Consider the following 19,154-nt stretch of genomic DNA (forward strand, 5'->3'; position numbering starts at 1 on the left):
CGCGAGGGTCAGGCGGCCGCGATAGGCAGCAGAACATACGAGGGGAACTCTTCGCAGTGATGCACGCTGTTGTGGGCGACTTCCCACTTCGTTTCGTCCCAATTGTTGCCGCCCGTATTCAGATTTCGATCGAAGCGAGGAAACGAGGAGCTGGATATCTCGAGCCGAATTCGATGACCGGGCGGGAACCAGTTGCTCGTGGCATCCAGGTCAACCTGTACTTGGTAGACGTTGCCCGGCTCCATCAGAACTGACCGGTCGAAGCCTTCGCGAAACCGAACGCGCAGTATCCCGTCGACGACGTCAACGGCACGCCCGTCCGGATGCACGTCAAGTAGTCTGGCCACAAAGTCTGTATCCCGGGCGGAAGATGAGACGAAAAGGACGGCTTTGACGAAACCGCTGACTTCAACTCCCTCTTCAAGGAGGTCAGACGTAAAACACAGAACGTCCTGGCGGAGTTCTACTTCCTGATAGTCACGAGGGCCCATCGTCGTCCCCCTTGAGTTTCCGCCATGAACCCCCAAAAACGGCACCGGATTGCCAGAGTCATAGACAAAACTATCGGCTGGCTCGTCCTCGGCAGGTGGGTTGAGTTCAAGTGCGCCATCGCCGAGGCGAGTGTTGGAATTTCCACCGCTTCGCAAGAACCAACGCTGTAGTTCCACACCGGCAGGTGGCCATTCTGAAGCCGCACGCCACTCGTTGCGACCCATGACATAGTATCGGACGCGGGGCATCGCCTCGATGCGGTCGGGCATTTCCTTCAGCCAACCGTCGAACCAGTCCAGGTAGATTTGCCAGCAATCTAAGCGTGCATCGCCCAACTCACGCTCACCGATGACTGTCGGGGCCTCAAGTGTCGCGGTCTTGCAGTGGGTGGCTGGCGAGAGAATGATGTGCTGGTGATCACGAGCCGCAGCGCTCGTCCCCCGAGCGCTGAAGAGGCGCCGCGTGTAGAGGGCGTCGGCGGCACCGACGTCATACCACGAGTTCACAAATAGGGCTGGGAGGTCAATTGCCGAGTCCTCGCGAAGGAAACCAAACCTGTCGAACCAGGGATCCCCAGGGTCCCGTGAAACCCAGTCCTCCCAATCCGTGGGCGGTGACCCGATGATCTTGAGGATGTCGATGATCGGCAGCGTTGCGAATGCGCGCTGGTACTCTTCGTCGGCTTTCGCTTGCGGCCGGGAACGATCCTTGCCATGGCTCTGATGGAAGTGGGGTACCCACATGCTCAACACTAGCGCGCCGCCAAGACGCGACCCGCAAAGGCGCAAATCCCCCAGTCGCTGTCGATCGCCAGATAGCGTGCCGCCCGCCCCCTCTATGATCGCACAGCGATGAGCGGGATGGCATAGCTGAGCGGTAAGCACCTGGGTGATTCCGAGCGCGGAGCATCCGTACGTGCCGACCCGCCCCGTCGACCATGGCTGGGAGGCGATCCAGGAGAGAGTATCGTAGCCGTCCTTCGCGTCATGCTCGAGGAGCGCGAAATGACCGCCAGAATCAAAGAGCCCACGAAGTTCCTGCACAATCACGGCGTAACCCTGAGCCGCGAACATCATGGCTACAGGGCGTGTGGGTTCGGGCATACGATATGCGGCCTTGCCGTACTTCGTTCGGATCAAAATCGAAGCGAGTTTGCCCGTGTACCCGAGAGGGCGGTAGACATCCGTCGCAAGTTCCACGCCGTCGCGCATAGGAACTCGCAACCCAGTTTGTAGAACCACTTCATAACGGGGTTCTAAAGGTTTCGACATATGGTGCTCGCAACAAGTCATTATTTGGCTCTCCACAAGAAGCTGCTCGCGTCAGCTGGCATTTACGCAGCGGAGTGACCGCTTCGACTGCTGCTACCGTGCGTTCGTACTTCGACCATACGTTATTGATGCAGTAGATCGGTGTTTTCCTACGGCCGGGCGCGTCTCCGCCACGGACACACGGGACGACGTTCTCGCATTCGGGCTTCACCATCGTTCGGAAGTTAAATCGTCCATCTCAGTCGGCTGCATTTGGGAAAGCCAGAGAGGAAAAAAGCGTCGCGTTACGTCTTTGGTCGATTTGGGAGCTTGGGTAGCGAGCTGGGGATTCACCCCGATCAGCGTGCGCCGGCAGGCGCTCTTGCCTGCCCCAGTCGGGTGACCTGCCTGGAATTCGCTGCCAAGTCGAGAATTCCCGCCGCCTACCTGGCCTCTCCTCAACACGCCGGAGTGCGTTCAACGCCAATATGGTGCGGCCAGAGATCAGTTCCCCCCGCTTGCCATGCGGCGCCCCTTTATGGCGCTTTCCAACCAGCCAAGCTCCATCTCGGGAACTGAAGAGAGCAGAAGGTCAGTATATGCGTCGAAGGGCGGGGTGAGCACTTCGGTCTTGGAGCCATAGCGCACGACCCTTCCTTGATACATCACTGCGATGGAATCGGCGATCGCCTTCACCGTCGCGAGATCGTGGGTTATGAACAGATACGCTACGTCCTCGATCTTCTGCAGACGCAGCAGCAGCTTGAGGATGCCATCAGCCACGAGCGGGTCGAGAGCGCTGGTCACCTCGTCGCAGATGATAAGTTTCGGCCTGGCGGCGAGCGCGCGAGCGATACAGACGCGCTGTTTCTGGCCGCCCGAGAGTTCGGCAGGATAGCGATCGACGAAACCCTTGCCCATCTCGATCTCGTCGAGCAGTTCCGCCACGCGATGATCGCGCTCACGACCGCGCATCCCGAAATAGAATTCGAGCGGACGGCCGATAATGGTGCCAACTGTCTGGCGCGGATTCATCGCCACGTCAGCCATTTGGTAAATCAGTTGCAGTTCGCGCAGATCGTCCGTCGAGCGCTCCGCAAGCCTCGGCGTGAGCGTGCGGCCGGCAAAGGTGATCATGCCGGATGTGGGCGGCAGCAGACCGGTGATGGCGCGCGCAAGCGTGGACTTACCCGAGCCGGACTCGCCCACCACGGCCAGCGTCTGACCGGGATGGACCTCGATTGAAACTTCCTGCAGCACCTTTACATGACCGCCGTAAGCCGCGGTGATATTCCTCACCTCGAGCACCGGACAGGCTGCCGGCCTCTTTTCCTGATGCTCGATCGAACGTACCGACACCAGCGCCTTGGTGTACTCCGTCCGCGGTGCCTCGATGATCTGCCGCGTCTCGCCATGCTCGACCATTTTGCCGTGGCGAAGCACCATGATCTCGTCCGAGACTTGGGCAACGACCGAAAGGTCATGCGTAATATAAAGGGCCGCGACGCCAGTATCACGGATCGCATCCTTTATTGCAGCGAGCACATCGATCTGTGTCGTCACGTCGAGCGCCGTGGTGGGCTCGTCAAAGACGATAAGGTCGGGCTCGGAGCATAGCGCCATGGCTGTCATGACGCGCTGCAATTGACCGCCCGAAACCTGGTGCGGGTAACGACGGCCGATGGTTTCCGGGTTGGGTAGGCCGAGGTTTTTGAACAGTGCTATGGCGCGCCTCTCCGCATCGGCTCGGGTCGCGATACGGTGCAGCAACGCGGACTCTATGACTTGCTCCATCAAACGAAGTGCCGGGTTGAACGCTGCGGCAGCCGACTGCGCGACATAACAGACCTTGTTGCCGCGCACTTTGCGCAATCCCTGGACGCCCCGTGCTAGAATGTTGCGCCCGTTGAGGAGGACTTCGCCCCCGGTGATGCGCACGCCGCCTCGCCCATATCCCATCGAGGCCAAACCAATAGTCGATTTGCCGGCGCCGGACTCGCCGATCAGGCCCAAGACGCGGCCTTTCTCCAGCTTTAGCGAAACGTCGTCCACAATGACGGTATTCTGCGGATCGCCCCCCGGCGAGTAGGAGGTTGCTTCGATCCGCAGTTTCCTGATTTCGAGCAAGGAGCAGCTTTCGTCATGAGGTCGTTTCATTGCCGCCTTAGGCATTGCCGCGCCCTCCCCTGAGAGAGGTGGTCCGGTTAAGGATCCAATCCGCGACGAGATTGACTGAGATGGCGAGTGCTGCGATGGCCCCGGCTGGGATAAGGGCAGCGGAAATACCGAAAACAATGCCATCTTTGTTCTCTTTCACCATTCCGCCCCAGTCGGCTTGTGGCGGCTGCACACCAAGCCCAAGGAAGGACAGGGCAGACAGGAAGAGCACGGCGAAGATGAAGCGCAGGCCGAGTTCGGAGACTAGCGGCGACAGCGCATTGGGCAAAATCTCGCGGAAAATGATCCAGGCGCGGTCTTCGCCCCGCAATTTGGCCGCCTCGACGAAGTCCATTGCGTTGATGTCGGCGGCGACCGCGCGTGACAGCCGGTAAACGCGGGTAGAGTCCAATGTACCCATGACTAATATCAGTGTCACCACGTTGGATGGGAGCACCGACAGCACGACAAGACCGAAGATCAGCGTCGGGATCGACATCAACAGATCCACGAACCGCGACATCGTCATGTCGAACCAGCCACCGACGACGGCTGCGGTGAAGCCGAGTATCGACCCTAGCGTAAAGGAAAGCGCGGTAGCGGCGGCCGCTATCAAGATCGTAGTGCGGGCGCCATAAATCATGCGCGAGAGCAGATCCCTTCCGAGATTGTCAGTGCCGAACCAGTGCTCGCCGGACATGGGCATCCAAACGTCCCCGACGATCTCGCCCAGTGGATGCGGTGAGATCAGCGGCGCGAAAGTCGCCGCGAAGAGGAACAATCCGATGAAGAACAGGCCGATCGCGGCACCGATGGGTATGCGACGCCGGCCTTTGGCGTGTGGGGCTGACGAGACGCTCATTTGGGATGCCTCAGCCGCGGGTTGGCGATGATTGCGGCGACGTCAGCGATGATGTTCAGGCCAATATAAACGGCCGCGAAGATCAGGCCGACGGCCTGCACGACCGGCACGTCGCGCTTCGAGACATGGTCAACAAGATACTGCCCCATGCCGGGGTAAACGAAGATCACCTCGACGACGACGACGCCGACGATCAGGAAGGCTAGGTTGAGCATTACCACATTGATCACCGGCGCGATGGCGTTCGGGAATGCATGGCGACGGATAATCTCGATCTGCCGCAGCCCCTTGAGCTCGGCCGTCTCTATATAGGCCGACTGCATGACGTTCAGGATCGCGGCGCGCGTCATACGCATCATGTGGGCGAGCACGACGAGCGTGAGCACCGTCGCAGGGAGGGCGATGGCCTCCATGCGCTCCAGGAACGGCATGCCAACGTAGACAGTGGAGATACCCGGAAGCCACTGCAGCTTCACGGCGAAGAAATAAACCAGGAGGTAGCCGATGAAGAATTCGGGAAGCGAGGTTGAGGTAAGCGCGAAGCCGGAGATCAGCTTGTCAATTACGCCGTTGCGATAGCGCACCGCCAGCAGCCCGAGGATGATAGCGAGCGGGACAGCCACAGTCGCCGCGCAGAAGGCCAGAAAGAGTGTATTCCACAGCCGGGGCAGCAACGTCGCGGTAATCTCCTGTCGCGAAGTGAGCGCGGTGCCGAGATCGCCAGTCAGCACACCGCCCAACCAGCGGAAATAGCGGATGTACGCTGGATCGTTAAGGCCCAGCTCGGCCCGCAGGTTGGCGAGCGCTTCCGGGGTCGCAGACTGGCCGAGAATGGCTTGCGAGACGTCGCCTGGCAGGATCTGCGTGCCGGCAAAGATTAGAATCGAGACAAGGAAAAGGAGCAGGATTCCAAGCGTGATGCGCTGGGTGATCAGTCTTACAATGGGGGACATCGCCGACAACCGCATTACGCCGTCAGCCAGCATTTGGATAGCGCGGAGTCATTCATGGGATTGGTGTGCTCGCCGCCATGGCCACGGTGGTTGAGATAGTCGAGTTTAAGTGACATGAGACGTTCCTCACTACTGTTCCCCTAAGGCCGACAAGGCGGCCGCGTATGGTGAACGTATCAACCTAAATGAGCGCGAAACGCGCTAATTTGCCTTTACCGACGCAGGAAACCGCCGTTTACTCGCTGCCCACGACCAAAAGGCGACGACTAATGGGGGGTGACAAATCCTCGCCTTATGGCCATCAACAGCAGTGGCTGCAGGCACCCTATAACGAGGGCCATCGAGTCTCAGGGCGCCAGGCTGCGCAAGGAAGTCGCGAAGCTGAAGGCGGAGCGCGACATCCTAAAAAAGGCCGCAGCCTACTTCGCGAGGGAAGTGACATGAGGTTCGCTTTCATCGCGAGGCACCGGGGCATCTGGCCGTGGCATGGCGTGCAGTGCGCTGGATGTGTCCCGCTCGGGCTTCCATGCCTGGCTCAACCGCAGCCCCAGCGTTCGCTCCCGGCATGATGAGATCCTCGTTTCCAGGATCGGCCGAAGCTTCAAGAGCAGCGACCGCACTTACGGCGCGCGTCGGGTCTGGCACGACGTTCTGGCAGAGGGGCTTTCCTGCGGACTGCATCGCATCGAACGGCTGATGCGGGAGAACGGGCTGCGGGTCCGGCCTCGGCGCCGCGGACTGCCGAAGGACACCGGAGAGCGAGCGGCGGTGTCGGAGAACCTACTCGACCGCGCCTTCGAGGTATCGGCCCCGAACCAGAAGTGGATTGCGGACTTCACCTACATCTGGACCGCCGAAGGATGGCTCTACGTTGCCGCCGTCGTTGATCTGTTCTCCAGGCGTGTCGTCGGCTGGGCGATGAAGGCCGAGATGACGGCGCAGCTCGTCACCGACGCTCTCATCATGGCGATCTGGAGGAGAGGCAAGCCGGACAGCCTGCTGCACCACTCCGACCAAGGATCGCAATATACGAGCGAGCAGTTCCAGCGACTGATGGCCGACCACGGCATCACCTGTTCAATGAGCCGGTCGGGCAACGTCTGGAACAACGCTGCGATGGAGAGCTTCTTCTCGTCGCTCAAGACCGAGCGGACAGCCCGCAAGGTCTACAGGATGAGGGATGACGCCAGGGCGGATGTGTTCGATTACATCGAGCGCTTCTATAACCCTCGGCGAAGGCACTCGATGCTAGGCTACCTGAGCCCCGTCGAGTTCGAGGAACAAGCTATGCTAGCTTAACCTCGTGTCCGAAAAACCGGCAGCAGGCCACTCCGCGGCAACCGCTTTGCCACTGTAATGCCGATATTGAGCACGCTACCTGCCTTGCGGCGGGGCATCGCGGGATGGGAATAGCGGCCCTCGAACGTGAGGGTAATTGGCGCGCTTATCCCCAACAAGCAGCTCGGCGAGGGGGGTCACCTACATCGCGTCACCAACAAGATCTTATGAGCTGTCCCTGTTCGGATCATGCGAACTATGCCTAGCCGATGAGAGAGTTGCCGGATAGCGTCCGAGCTGAAGGTTAACGACGCCGACGAACTAGGCCTTTAGCCAGCATTTGGTAAAAGCCAAGCTGTTCATCAGAGCGTCGTGCCAAGCGACATAGCCGCCAACCTTGTCGGAAATAGCGTCGACGGCCTGGTTGAACATTGGCACGATCACGCCTCCCTCATCGCGAACAATGATGGCTATCTCGCGATAGAGGTTCTTCCGCTTATCCTGATCGAGTTCAGCGCGCGCTTCGATGAGAAGCTTGTCGAACTTCTCGTTAGAGAAGTGGGTGTCGTTCCATTCGGCCGTTGACAGATACGTGGTCGAGTACATCTGGTCCTGCGTCGCTCGGCCTGACCAGTAAGTATTGCAGAAGGGTTGTTTGTTCCAGACCTCCGACCAGAAGCCGTCGTCTGGCACGCGCTGGATCTCAAGGGCGATGCCGGCTTTGGCACAGCTCTGCTGGTAGAGTTGTGCAGCATCGACCGCTCCAGGGAAGCCGGCGTTGGCGACCCGAAGGAGGATTGGGCCGTTGTGACCAGATTTTTTGTAATAATGCTTGGCTTGGTCGGTATCGAATTCGCGCTGGGGGATGTCTTCGGGAAACAGGCTGTATGCGTTGTTGACCGGGAAGTCATTGCCGAGCGTGCCGTAGCCGCGCAGGATTTTATCGAGCATCTCCTGACGGTCGATTGCAAGCTTTAATGCCATTCTCAGATCGTTGTTGTCGAAGGGCGCGGTGTCGCAGAACATGTTGAAGCAATAGTAGCCGGGACCCGAGACGGCCTCCACTATCAAGTTGGGCGCCCGCTTGATTAGATCGATGACCTTGGGCTCGACCTTGTCGATTATATGCACCTGGCCGGCCTGCAGCGCGGAGATACGAGCCGTCGCGTCATTGATGGCGAGGAGCTCAACCTGGTCGGCAAAACCCATCTTATCTGGCTGCCAGAAATTGGCGAAACGCTCGCCGCCGTACCGAACGCCGGGCTCGTTGACGCTCGCCTTGTACGGCCCAGCGCTGATGCCTTCGGCTGGATTGTCCTTCCCCCCATTCGGCTGAATAATGAGGTGATAGTCGGTCATAAGGTAAGGGAAGTCAGCATTGGCATCCTTCAACGTTACGACTACTTCGTCACCATTCGCGTTGATGGTGTCGATGCTCTTCAGCACGCCGAGCGCGCCGGACTTCGACTTCGGGTCAGAGTGACGCTCGAGAGTCGCCGCCACATCCTTCGCTGTCACGGCCTTGCCGTTGTGGAACTCGAGCCCCTTGCGGATCTTCATCGTCCAGGTTTTGGCGTCCTTGCTGGCCTCAACGCTTTCAGCTATGCGGTTCTCCAGTCCGCCGTCTGGCACCATCGCAACGAGATACTCGCCCCAGCAGGCGCCGAAAATCGATGACAAAGTCGAGAACGTCGCCGGATCGAGACTATCGGTCGCGCTACCTCCAGAAAGGCCGCCCTTAAGGATACCGCCGCGTACGGGCCCCTCCGCTCGCGCAGCGCTAGTAAGGAGCGAATTCGCAAACGTCGCCGAGACGCCGAGCGCCGTTGCGCGGCCAAGAAATTCACGCCGGCTCAGCCGGCCCGCAGCGACGCGGAGGCTGAGATAATCGAGTTCCTGCGACATTTGGATGCTCCTCGGTAATATCGTTCCCTTAGGGCCGGACGACGCGGCCACTATTTAGAGTACCATTGGTACCAGCATCAATGTGTCGCTTTGCATGTATCGCTCGTCTGTCCGAGCACAAAATCGGCGTTTTGGCCCCCAATCGCGCAGGATCCGTCACATGACCTTGCCGCTCGAAGGGGGAGTGTTCAGCAGGGCACGACGTGATCATGACCCTACCTAGATGACCCGCCCGCGCTTCTCGGTCACATTCGAATGGCGGGCGTGCGGTCCTGTGCCTCCGCAGCGCGCGCGTTGAAGGTGTGGCAGCCAACCCCGCCGGACTCTTAGGAAACGCGGCTTCGCGCGTCGAGGTGCCGGCCACTTGAGCCGCGCCACAGCGCGGCGCAGTGACCCGGTCGGTTTAAGCGCGGACTGCTGAGCTCATGCGGATCTAGGCCGTCCGTGGCTACAGGATGAGGCCCACGTCCTCAATCAAGACCCATGAAGCCGACGCGGCCAGCGTCGAGGAGAGCGTCGACACGTTTCATGTGCTCCTAATGTCGAAATCCTGATGCCGTTGCCCAGCGCGTGGCGCTGGGCAACCGGCATCAGGCCGTAAGTCACGCCGTTCAGGCTTCGAGCCAGCATTCCGCCAATGCGGAGGCGTTGCTAAAATCCCGCGCAGGATGCTTCACGAATCCCTTCACGCCCGGCCCTGTCGCATCGATGAACTGGTTGAAGAACGGTGCGATCACGCCGCCCTCGTCGCGAACGATGATGGCCATCTCGCGATAGAGGTTCTTGCGCTTGTCCTGGTCGAGTTCGGCGCGCGCCTCGATGAGAAGCTTGTCGAACTTCTCGTTAGCGAAGCGCGTGTCATTCCACGCCGCCGTCGACAGATAGGCGACCGAGTAAGCCTGGTCCTGCGTCGCGCGACCGGTCCAAAAGGAAGTCGCGAACGGCTGCTTTAACCAGACCTCGGACCAGTAGCCATCGCTCGGCTCGCGCTTGACCTCGATAGTGATGCCGGCTTTGGTGCAGCTCTGCTGGTAGAGCTGGGCGGCGTCGACGGCGCCGGGGAAGGCAACATCGGAGGTCCTGAGCAGGATTGGCCCGCTGTGGCCCGACTTCTGATAGTGGAACTTGGCTTTGTCCGGATCGAAGGCCCGCTGCTCAATATCGTCGGAAAATAGCGGGTAGGCTTCGTTGATTGGGAAGTCGTTACCCACCGAGCCGTAGCCGCGCAGGATCTTGTCGAGCATCTGCTCGCGGTCCATGGCGAGCTTGAGCGCCATCCTGAGATCGTTGTTGTCGAAGGGAGGCGTGTCGCAGAACATGTTAAAGCAATAGTAGCCGCGCCCCGAAACGTTCTGGACGGTCACGCCGGGGATACGTTTGACCAGGTCGACGACCTTCGGCTCTACGCGGTCGATCATGTGGACCTGGTTGCTTCGCAAGGCCGAAATGCGCGCCGTGGCGTCGTTGATGACGGTTATCTCGATCTGATCGGCATGGCCGCGCTTGTCGCCCTGCCAGTAGTTCTTGAATCTTTCGCCCCCGTGCCGTACGCCCGGCTCGTTGACCGTGACCTTGTAGGGGCCGGCGCCGATGCCGGCGGCCGGATCGTCCTTGCCCCCGTTTGGCTGAATGACGAGATGATAATCGGTCATCATATAAGGGAAATCAGCATTGCCGCCCTTCAGCGTCACCACGACCTCGTCGCCATTCGCCTTAATCGTGTCGATGGTCCCTAGCAAGCCCAGCGCGCCGGATTTTGATTTCGCGTCGGAGTGACGCTCAAGTGTCGCCACCACATCTTGCGCTGTAACGGTCTTGCCGTTGTGGAACTCGACACCCTTGCGGATCTTCATCGTCCAGGTTCTGGCGTCCTTGGACGAACCGACTTCCTCGGCGAGACGGCTTTCGACGCCACCGTCGGGGGTCAGTTCCATCAGCAACTCGCCCCAACATTTGCTGAAGGCAATCGCGACCGAGGCTGAGAAGGCCCCTGGGTCGAGGCTGTCGGTCGCCGCACCGCCCTGGAGGCCGGCTTTCAGAATGCCGCCCCTTTGCGGCACCTGCGCCTTCGCGCCGCCGGCAAGAAGCGAGTTGGCGAAGGCGGCGCTCACGCCGAGCGCCGTCGCACGGCCGAGAAATTCACGCCGGCTCAGCCCGCCCGCAGCGACACGGAGGCTAAGATAGTCAAGTTCCTGCGACATTTGGATGCTCCTCATTTCAGACATGTTCCCTTGGGGCCGGACAATGCGGCCTCTATTTTGAGTACAGTACCAGCACCAATGTGCCGCATTGAACGAACTGTCCTTCTAACGCCGCAGGAAATCGGCGTTTAAGGCGTCATTCGCGCACGATCGCCCAGATGACCGGTCTGAAACACGGGGAATTGAGCGGAGTTATCACAACCGTAAGCGCCGGACATTCGACGTGAGCCGACGTGATCGGGCAACCAGGAAAAGCGTAAAGCCGCCTTCCAGGCCGGCCGACGGGCTCACTCCTTGAGCCGTCGCCTTGGATGCATGAATTTCGTGGTGGACGTCTTGAGTAGCAGACGACTGCGGGGCCGGCTTCAAACACGCAACCGTCGCCCCGTATACGTCGAGTTGAATGTCTTCAGCACCTTCAAGTCCGTCCGATCGACCTTCGGTTAAGCGGCTTTCTGAATACGATATGCTTTTCCAGCGAAGACCACGCCGTGCTGAGGCCGCGAACGGTTGCGCTTGGCTTCGTCTGCGAGCAACATCGCAAGCGCGCAGCCAGTGCGGCCGAGATCCAGCATTGATTTCGCACGTTCGTGACTACTTACCGCCAACAAGCAGCTCGAATAGCGGTGCCAACGTGGGCCGCCTATCAAGGTCCTCGACGAATTCCCCAATCGACTCGAGCTGTGTATCGGAGAACGGCAACATGGACGTTTCGGCGCAAGCTTTGAGTTTACGCATGCCATCGGCGAGCGAAGCCGGATTGTCCGGATGGCCGAATGGCTTGTCAATCCGAATGAAATGTTCTGCGCCGCCCCTTAGCTTCACAGTAACTGCTGTCGGCGAATTTTGATGCAGACCGTGAGTACGATCGATCTCTGGATCAACTTCAATCTTCGTGACAGCCATGATGCGGCGCACAGCCGGATCCTCAAATGCTTCCGGATGGAAATCGTTGATTCCTACTCTGCCGTGTTGGGCCGCGACAGAGATGACGTAAGGCAGGCTGAAGCGCGCGACGACCGGGTCCTTTGGGTTCCACTTTTGGTCGCGCGGCTGTACCACATAACTCTCAGCGACGAGACGGTTCACCCCGAGCTCAAGTGAGACAATATCCTCCCCCTTGAAGCCGTGCTTGTCGCGCAATTGCTTCAGTCCATCGATCCCGGGATGCATAGCCCTGCAAGCCGGCCAAGCTTTGAAGCTGATCTCAGTGTTCACATAATCCTCACCAAGCTTCTCCATAAGCAAATCGACGTCGTAGCTCGGTTCGAAGGCTCTGTAGAAGCCATACTTACCAAAGAACGGCTCCCGCGGACCGTTGAAACCCACCATAGCAGACAGGGCCGATTCCACCCCCGAACGCGCCCGCAATCCTTGTTGCAGCGCCACAGTGTGCGCGCCTTCCTCATACATCTGTACTTCCCCGGCGGCGTGGGCGTAAGCGATGCCGAATGCATTACGGGTTTTCTCTTCATCGAGCCGCAGCAATTTTGTGCTAACCGCGGTGGTGCCCCACACTGCGACAATATTATCGCGGCCGGTTTTCAAAGAATGGCTCGTCACGCTACGCGCAAGACGCATGTGCAGATCCATAGCCGTCGCTAATGCGATGAGCAATTCGCTCCCGGTAATCGAAGGATCGCGTTCCGCGAGCGCCAGCGCCGGCGGCACATTGTAAGCGCTGGCGTGGCAGCCGTTGATACAAAGCTCGTAGGTATCATCAAAGTCGACGGCTCTAGCTGTGGTGGCGTTGACAAGGACCGCCAAGCAGGCAGGAAGCTTTTCTCCAGAAACCCAGACGGTGCATTCTGCCTTGCCGCCGGACAAGCTGCCCAGCCGACGAGCGAAGTGCGCGATCTGGTCATCCGATCCGCCGATCGCGCTGGCAAGCGTGTCGAGAATGGAAAGTTTCGCGCGTTCAATCGACTCCTTAGGTATTGTCTCTTTTTGCGTTTCAATAACGTGCCTGATGAGTTGCGCCGTCAAATCCATCGTCAAAACTCCTGCCCTAATTAACAGAATACCGGCAAACATGTAGGTACAACTGCCCCTGCCCCCGGGTCGAGATTGCCATGGCATGCGTTGCCAATCAGCTTTGATTGAGCGACCATCAGTTTGTTCTGCATATCTCTTCCTCAGAAACAGATGGCGCACCCGGCGCAAGGGCGTTGCAGTATTCGCCCCCGCAGCCACCTGGGATCGAACAGTTGCTAGTTTCCCTTAGTTGGTGATTTAGCAGTCCAGTGCCGGATGAGTCTGTTCACTGCTTCGCTCTGGTCGATCTGGACGTCATGCCCCGCATTGTTCAGCAGGTGGAAATCCGAATTCTTGATCAGCTTTGCCAGCTTTATACCGCGGTCAGGCGGCACGGTGGGGTCGTTCTTGGACCAGATAATCAATGTCTCGGCCCGAAGCCGATCAAGGTACGGGAACACATGGGTTTGCTGCAGCACAACATACAGACGGAGATTGGTTTCTTCTTCGGGCAGGCTCTGGAGAATCTCGTATTGCCCGCGCGCCGCGGCCCGCCGATAGGCCTCTCTCTTAGCCTCTTCCACATCCTGCCCATAGGCGCGGGTGCTCTTTCGCCAGGCGGCGACGTATTCCTCTTCGCTCGGCATCGGACTGGAATTGTCGTAAGCTTCCGTATAGGCCTGCCACCAAGTTTCGTCGCGGTCGTCCCCATAGGCCGGAGAGACGGAACTGGCTGTCAGCAATACAAGCCTCGAGACAAGATCCGGACGCAGGATCGCGACCCGCGCGGCGACGAATGACCCTTCTGAATGACCGACGAGGGTGATCTGCTTCAACCCCAGCGCTTCGATGAAGCCAATCACGTGGTCTACACGACCAAGGCGATTTACGAATTTTTGATCGGCGGGATAATCGGTCCCGCCACACTGCAGTTGATCTACCGCGATAACCCTGAACTGATCGGATAGGTCGTTGAGCTGACGCACAAAGGAACTTTTTCCGTCTGCGCCGAAGCCGGCACCGTGCAGGGATACGATAGGCTCGCCTATTCCGCTCTCATAGTATGAGGTCCCGATACCACTGACTGAAATGCTGCGTTCAGAGATCATCTTTTTCCTTGACGTAAGACGAGCCGCAGGCCTTGAAGCGCTGTGCGGAAACTGCAGCCTGCCAGCGAGCGCCCCAACCCTACCAAGCCCGCGGTCACCATGCTGCGCAAAGTTTTACTTTGTCGCGCAGGAAACCGGCGTTTTTTGGGCGCTGTCCCTCCACTGGACAGACCAAAGGAACGGAAAAACAGGTACTGGATTGTGGCACCGTCCATGTGCTGGCCGTATTTGCCTAGAGTTCTGCAAATTCGCTGAGCGAGTAGTGCTGGTTTGCGGGTAACAGCATCGCAGCACCGCATCGCATGTCGCGCCGCCAGGATGCGGTGGAAGTCGAAGCCGCCGAGCGCAACTGTGAACTGCGGCCTCAAGGCAGCCGAGGAGGAGCCCAAGTGGCACCGACCCACCCATTTCCGGCCCAGGCATCACACGGCATCACGTATCACCGTAACCTCCTTCGCCACTGCCATCTAAGATGATCGGGGCAACATAAAAAAACTTCGATCCATTGGCGTGGATCGGTCCGATGACGGGCGCATCTCAAGAAATCGATACCATGCCTCTTCCGATGCGCCGAGGGCGATGATGGCCTCACCCGTAGCAGCCGGGCCGCTCCCAGTCACGCGGTCGTATTGGGCGTCCGCGCCCTGCCAGGCGACCCGGAGACAGCCAGCGCATAACGGATATATGGAATCGGTATGAGCGACACATCGCAGAAGTTGGGCTAATATTGGCAAGAACGTGCAGTTTTCCTGCGAGGAGCCCCAATGTTGCATACCCCGCCGCCAGACTTGGACCGAATTGATCGGAAACTCCTCATTGCCGTACAACGTAATAATCGCCTTACCACAGAGGAATTGGGCGAACTTGCAGGCCTTTCGGCAACCGCATGCCAGCGGCGATTGAAGCGACTTCGAGATGCGCGCGTAATTCAGGCAGATGTTGCTGTAATCTCGCCAGAAGCGATCGGCAGGCCCATGCTCATGCTAGCCTCTATCACTTTAGAGCGCGATCGCGCTGACATCATCGATCGTTTCAAACAAGCGATCCGGCGCACGCCCGAGATTATGAACGGATATTACGTGACAGGTGAGGCAGATTTTGTTCTCGCAATTTCGGTGCGTGATATGGTCGAGTACGAGGCATTTACCCGTCGCTTTTTTCATGAGCACCCCGATATCAAGGGCTTTAAAACCATGGTCGTAATGGATCGAATTAAGGCATCATTGGCTCTACCAATTGACGAATAGAATGGAAGCGCGCCAGTAGCACACCTGCGCCCTCCGAAGATCGGCAACCACCTCGCGAGTAGGTGCGTTGCAGGCGATCACAAAATAGTCAGTTAGCCAGCGGCCCGCCGGTGCTCCAGCCACTTCAAGTGTTGGTCGATGAACTCGGGCCGCCAGTGATAAACTCGCCCGACCAGCGCCCGAGCTCGACATAACGTCGAACCATCTGCTCAACAAATGATATGATGTGCCGTGCGGCGGGCGGCAGTATTGTCCCATATGCGGTTGTTAGCGCCAATTCAAAGCTTAGCGAAGACCGCTCAATCGCCGCGACAGATAGATTCGGGCCTTCGAGATCTTCCCACAAGCACGCACGACTAAAAATCCCGTAGCCTTCATCCAGTGCAATCATTCGCTTAATGAGAGGTATCGAGTCGATCTCGTACTTGAATGTCAATTCCAGCTGTTGGTCGTGTGCGGCTGCCTCCAGGCGTCGCCGCGTGTAACTCGGCGGCGCCGGAATAATCAGCGGAAGGCCCTCCAATTCAGACAACAAGACCCTCTCACCGAAGGGCCAATTCTTTGTTGATCCAACCAAATAAACTTTTTCTTTGAAGAGGAATTCGGGACTCAGATGGCGATAACTATCGACATCGTAAGCGAAGCCTAGATCGATCTGCTTGCTCTGGATCCAGTTCGCGGTTTGATAGGTGAACCCCTCGATCAATTTCAGCTTAACACGGGGGAATTGTTGACGGCAGCCTAAAATAAGCTCCGCCATGAAGGTTGGACCCAGGTTGGGCAGAACTCCCACGCGAATGACGCCGGAGGGACTCCCTTCATCGATCCGAGCTTGAAGGCAAGCGTTGTCTAGCCGCAGCAAGACATTCGCAACTTCGTCGCGGAGCTTGGCGGCAGTTTCCGTCAACCTCACTCCGCGGCCATCGCGAATGAACAATTGCACCCCGAGCGTTTCCTCCAGGCGACGCATTTGCCTGGATAAAGCGGGTTGCGCTATGCGCAACTCGACCGCAGCTCGGCTGATGCTGCCAAGTTCGGACACTCGGATGAAATGCCTGAGGGCGCGAAGCTCGATCTGATTATCCACGTGTTCGGCCCGCTCACTTGAGACGACTTGGCACCCCGATCAGACGTGTCAGCTCTGAACCTTGCCCAAGCCTCAACGTCGAAACTAAGCTACTACCGCACCGCCCCGCAATAGGCCGACCCAAGCTGGCTCCACGCCTCGCATGACTTGTCTTCAATCGAGAATGAAAGATTAATTCCAAGGCGGGTGTCACATTCGTGGGGCTTCCCTCAGCGTATTGCCGAACTCTCGGCACACTACCCGCTAGGCCAGCCGTTGCAGATCCTTCGCATAAAAATACACAATCTTTGCAACCGCAAATCCTCGGCGATGGTACTTTCACTTCTGAGGTCAGGCTAAGCCGAACGGGCTGATGCCAATTTTTTGCTCCTGCAAGTCGCAGGAACACAACGTAGGAGACAGCCAATGGCAAGGAAAGCGCTCATCCTGATCGAAGGTCATAGGGGTAATGGTCAGCTCTATGTCCAAGCGGCTCAGCGTCTTGGTTTACATCCGATTACACTGTCGGCTGATCCGACTCAGTACGAATATCTTGCAGCGGAAAACCTTCAGACAATTCGTGTCGATATAGACAATCTCGATGCGCTAATCCAGGAATGTTCCCGGCTGCATGCCACATTTGGCATTGCCGGCATCACCGGCTTTGCGGGCCACGACGAGTCGGTCTCTGCCACAGTTGGTAAGCTCTGCCGGTGTTTTGATCTACCGGGTCCCGATCCCGCGTCGATTGAACAATGCTACGACAAATTCGTTCAACGTCAGCTCCTCGCAGAGGCCGGCGTTGCAATACCTGCTTATCGCCTGGCAGCGAATGCGACGGACGTAGAAAGCTCTGCCGCGGAGATCGGCCTTCCCGTGATTGTTAAGCCAGCCGTAGGCAGTGGCAGCATGGGTGTCCGATTGTGCCGCAGCCCCGATGAGCTGGCCGAACATACGGCCTATCTGTTGGAGGGGAGGCACATATGGCGGTCTCCGCCAAGAGTGCTGGTCGAAGAATTCGCAGAAGGCCCTGCGTATGTCGCTGCAGTGATGGGACATGAGGTCGTGGGGATTGTCGCCGCTGACTACCATCCGCCACCGCACTTCGTCTATCGAGAGTGCACTTTTCCGGCCCCGCTAACTGATGAGGAGCATGAGCGTATGGCCGATGTTTCGCTCAGCTGTTTGCCAGCTCTCGGCCTTGACTGGGGGCCAAAAAGTGTTGAACTCCGGTTGACCAAACGTGGCCCAGTCGTCATTGAAGTCAATCCGCGTCTTAGTGGTGCGCCCACTCCTCTACTGATTAAGCTTGCTCACGGTGTCGATCTCATTACCGAGCACATCAAGCTTGTCATCGGCGATGAGCCGAACTTGCGCAAAAGAGACTCGCGGACTGCGGTTGGGCGATTTCTTGTTGCTGATAGCGATGGCACCCTCGATTGGACCGATGGCGCTGGCCGGGCAGCTGCTTTACTAGGTGTCGCAGAGATAAGATTGTATGTTAAGTCTAAGGCGCCAATCGTAAGGAAAGGCGATTACCGAGACTGCATCGGGCATGTCGTCGCCGCTTCACCCACCTATGCTCAGACGGAAGCGATAGTCCAGCGTGCCGTCGCCTCAATTGGTTGGTCGATAACGCCATTGCCCACTGTTGACGAACGGGAAAAGGCATAGGAGCGCGGATAGGATTCTTCGAGACCACGCCCGGCGAGCAGGCGCAGGTCGACTTTGCCTCACATGTCGTCTTCACCGACGAACCAACGACACCGAGGATCATCTGGCTATTTGCGTATTTCGCAAAAGCCGGACAGGGGTTCCGCTAATTCCTGACAGTGGTTTCGCTAATGTCGGGACAGTCTGGCGGCGTCGGTCCTTGGGTGCCTTGTTGCGTTCACGGATGATTGATTTCGCCGTTTTCGGCGCCGGTCAAGAGGGGCGCGGCTGTCGCCCTGGAGCACGATGCGGTGGGCGTTGTGCACGATCCGGTCGAGAATGGCGTCGGCGACGGTGGGGTCTGCGATCAGGTCATGCCATCTTGCCACCGGGACCTGGGCGGTGATCAGGGTGGATTTGCGGCGATAGCGTTCCTCGACGATTTCGAACAGATGGAAGCGCTGTTGGTCGGTGAGGCTGTGGGTTCCGAAGTCATCGAGGATGAGCAGTTGCGCGCGGGTGAGTTTGTCGATGAGGCGTGGGAAGCGGCCATCGAGACGAGCGAGCGCCAAATCCTCGAACAGGCGCGGCACGCGCGCATAGAGCACGGAATGATCGAGCCGTGCCGCTTGCCGGCCGAAGGCGCAGGCCAGCCACGACTTGCCGGTTCCGGTCTGGCCGGTGACGATCAGGTTTTCATGCGCTTTCAGCCATTCGCCCTGGGCGAGCGCCATGGTGCTGCGCCGGTCGAGTCCGCGCGGCGCGGCAAAGTCGATGTCCTCGATGCAGGCTTCGGGAAAGCGCAGCCTGGCTGAGGCGAGCCGGTTCCGGACGCGCTTGTCGGCCCGCATGGCGACCTCCCGGTCGAGCATCAGGCCGAGCCACTCGTCACGGCTGAGCTCGTTGGCGTTGTTGCGTCGGCCAGTTCGCGCCAGGCGGCAGCCATGCCGGCCAGACCGAGGGCCTGCATCTGGTCGAGGGTGGGGTTCGTCAGCATTCTTTCTTCC

At 58.7% G+C, this 19,154-nt stretch carries 11 protein-coding genes and 2 pseudogenes; 3 read left to right on the plus strand and 10 right to left on the minus strand.

What is annotated here, in order from left to right; genetic code table 11:
* Window positions 1-8: 8 nt before the first annotated feature.
* From EN861_RS08970 to EN861_RS08985, 4 genes are all read right to left on the minus strand, one after another.
* Entirely contained in the window at window positions 9-1,703 is a 1,695-nt protein-coding gene (locus EN861_RS08970) for a CocE/NonD family hydrolase (protein ID WP_189341901.1), read from the minus strand.
* Between the two features lie 543 nt (window positions 1,704-2,246).
* Window positions 2,247-3,914 (minus strand): ABC transporter ATP-binding protein, encoded by a 1,668-nt coding sequence (locus EN861_RS08975; RefSeq protein ID WP_128314545.1) that lies wholly within the window; start codon window positions 3,912-3,914, stop codon window positions 2,247-2,249.
* Window positions 3,907-4,761, minus strand: coding sequence for an ABC transporter permease (locus tag EN861_RS08980; RefSeq protein ID WP_128314546.1), 855 nt, complete (start codon window positions 4,759-4,761; stop codon window positions 3,907-3,909). The genes EN861_RS08975 and EN861_RS08980 overlap by 8 nt, the downstream gene beginning before the upstream one ends.
* Window positions 4,758-5,747 carry an ABC transporter permease gene (locus EN861_RS08985; RefSeq protein WP_245501460.1) on the minus strand — a complete coding sequence of 330 codons (990 nt, stop codon included), beginning with the start codon at window positions 5,745-5,747 and terminating at the stop codon, window positions 4,758-4,760. Before EN861_RS08985 ends, EN861_RS08980 begins: the two co-directional genes overlap by 4 nt.
* Window positions 5,748-6,071: 324 nt before the next feature.
* Between EN861_RS08985 and EN861_RS08990 the strand changes: the two are divergent.
* Window positions 6,072-7,013: pseudogene (locus tag EN861_RS08990) on the plus strand (IS3 family transposase); the annotation flags it as partial.
* 300 nt (window positions 7,014-7,313) lie between these two features.
* On the opposite strand, the gene EN861_RS08995 reads toward EN861_RS08990, so the two are convergent.
* From EN861_RS08995 to EN861_RS09010, 4 genes are all read right to left on the minus strand, one after another.
* Complete coding sequence (locus tag EN861_RS08995; protein ID WP_128314547.1) at window positions 7,314-8,897, minus strand: ABC transporter substrate-binding protein; 1,584 nt, start codon at window positions 8,895-8,897, stop codon at window positions 7,314-7,316.
* A gap of 611 nt (window positions 8,898-9,508) precedes the next feature.
* Window positions 9,509-11,098: an ABC transporter substrate-binding protein gene (locus EN861_RS09000; RefSeq protein WP_095489423.1), complete on the minus strand. Its 1,590-nt coding sequence runs from the start codon at window positions 11,096-11,098 to the stop codon at window positions 9,509-9,511.
* A gap of 594 nt (window positions 11,099-11,692) precedes the next feature.
* Window positions 11,693-13,090, minus strand: a complete 1,398-nt coding sequence (locus EN861_RS09005) for an MmgE/PrpD family protein (RefSeq protein ID WP_128314331.1) — start codon at window positions 13,088-13,090, stop codon at window positions 11,693-11,695.
* Window positions 13,091-13,308: 218 nt separating this feature from the next.
* On the minus strand, window positions 13,309-14,181 hold the full coding sequence (locus EN861_RS09010) for an alpha/beta hydrolase (protein ID WP_127396061.1): 873 nt from the start codon (window positions 14,179-14,181) through the stop codon (window positions 13,309-13,311).
* 764 nt (window positions 14,182-14,945) lie between these two features.
* On the opposite strand from EN861_RS09010, the gene EN861_RS09015 reads away from it, so the two are divergent.
* Entirely contained in the window at window positions 14,946-15,428 is a 483-nt protein-coding gene (locus tag EN861_RS09015; protein WP_095489421.1) for an Lrp/AsnC family transcriptional regulator, read from the plus strand.
* Window positions 15,429-15,552: 124 nt separating this feature from the next.
* Here the strand turns inward: EN861_RS09015 and EN861_RS09020 are convergent, their stop codons facing one another.
* Window positions 15,553-16,515, minus strand: coding sequence for a LysR family transcriptional regulator (locus EN861_RS09020; RefSeq protein WP_128314332.1), 963 nt, complete (start codon window positions 16,513-16,515; stop codon window positions 15,553-15,555).
* 405 nt (window positions 16,516-16,920) lie between these two features.
* Here EN861_RS09020 and EN861_RS09025 point away from each other — a divergent pair, with 405 nt between their 5' ends.
* Window positions 16,921-18,168: an acetyl-CoA carboxylase biotin carboxylase subunit family protein gene (locus EN861_RS09025; protein WP_128314333.1), complete on the plus strand. Its 1,248-nt coding sequence runs from the start codon at window positions 16,921-16,923 to the stop codon at window positions 18,166-18,168.
* 167 nt (window positions 18,169-18,335) lie between these two features.
* Here the strand turns inward: EN861_RS09025 and istB are convergent.
* Window positions 18,336-19,144 (minus strand): annotated as a pseudogene (gene istB / locus EN861_RS09030) (IS21-like element helper ATPase IstB).
* Window positions 19,145-19,154 lie beyond the last annotated feature (10 nt).

The sequence above is a fragment of the Mesorhizobium sp. M8A.F.Ca.ET.218.01.1.1 genome (assembly GCF_004791165.1).
Taxonomy (GTDB): Bacteria; Pseudomonadota; Alphaproteobacteria; order Rhizobiales; family Rhizobiaceae; genus Mesorhizobium.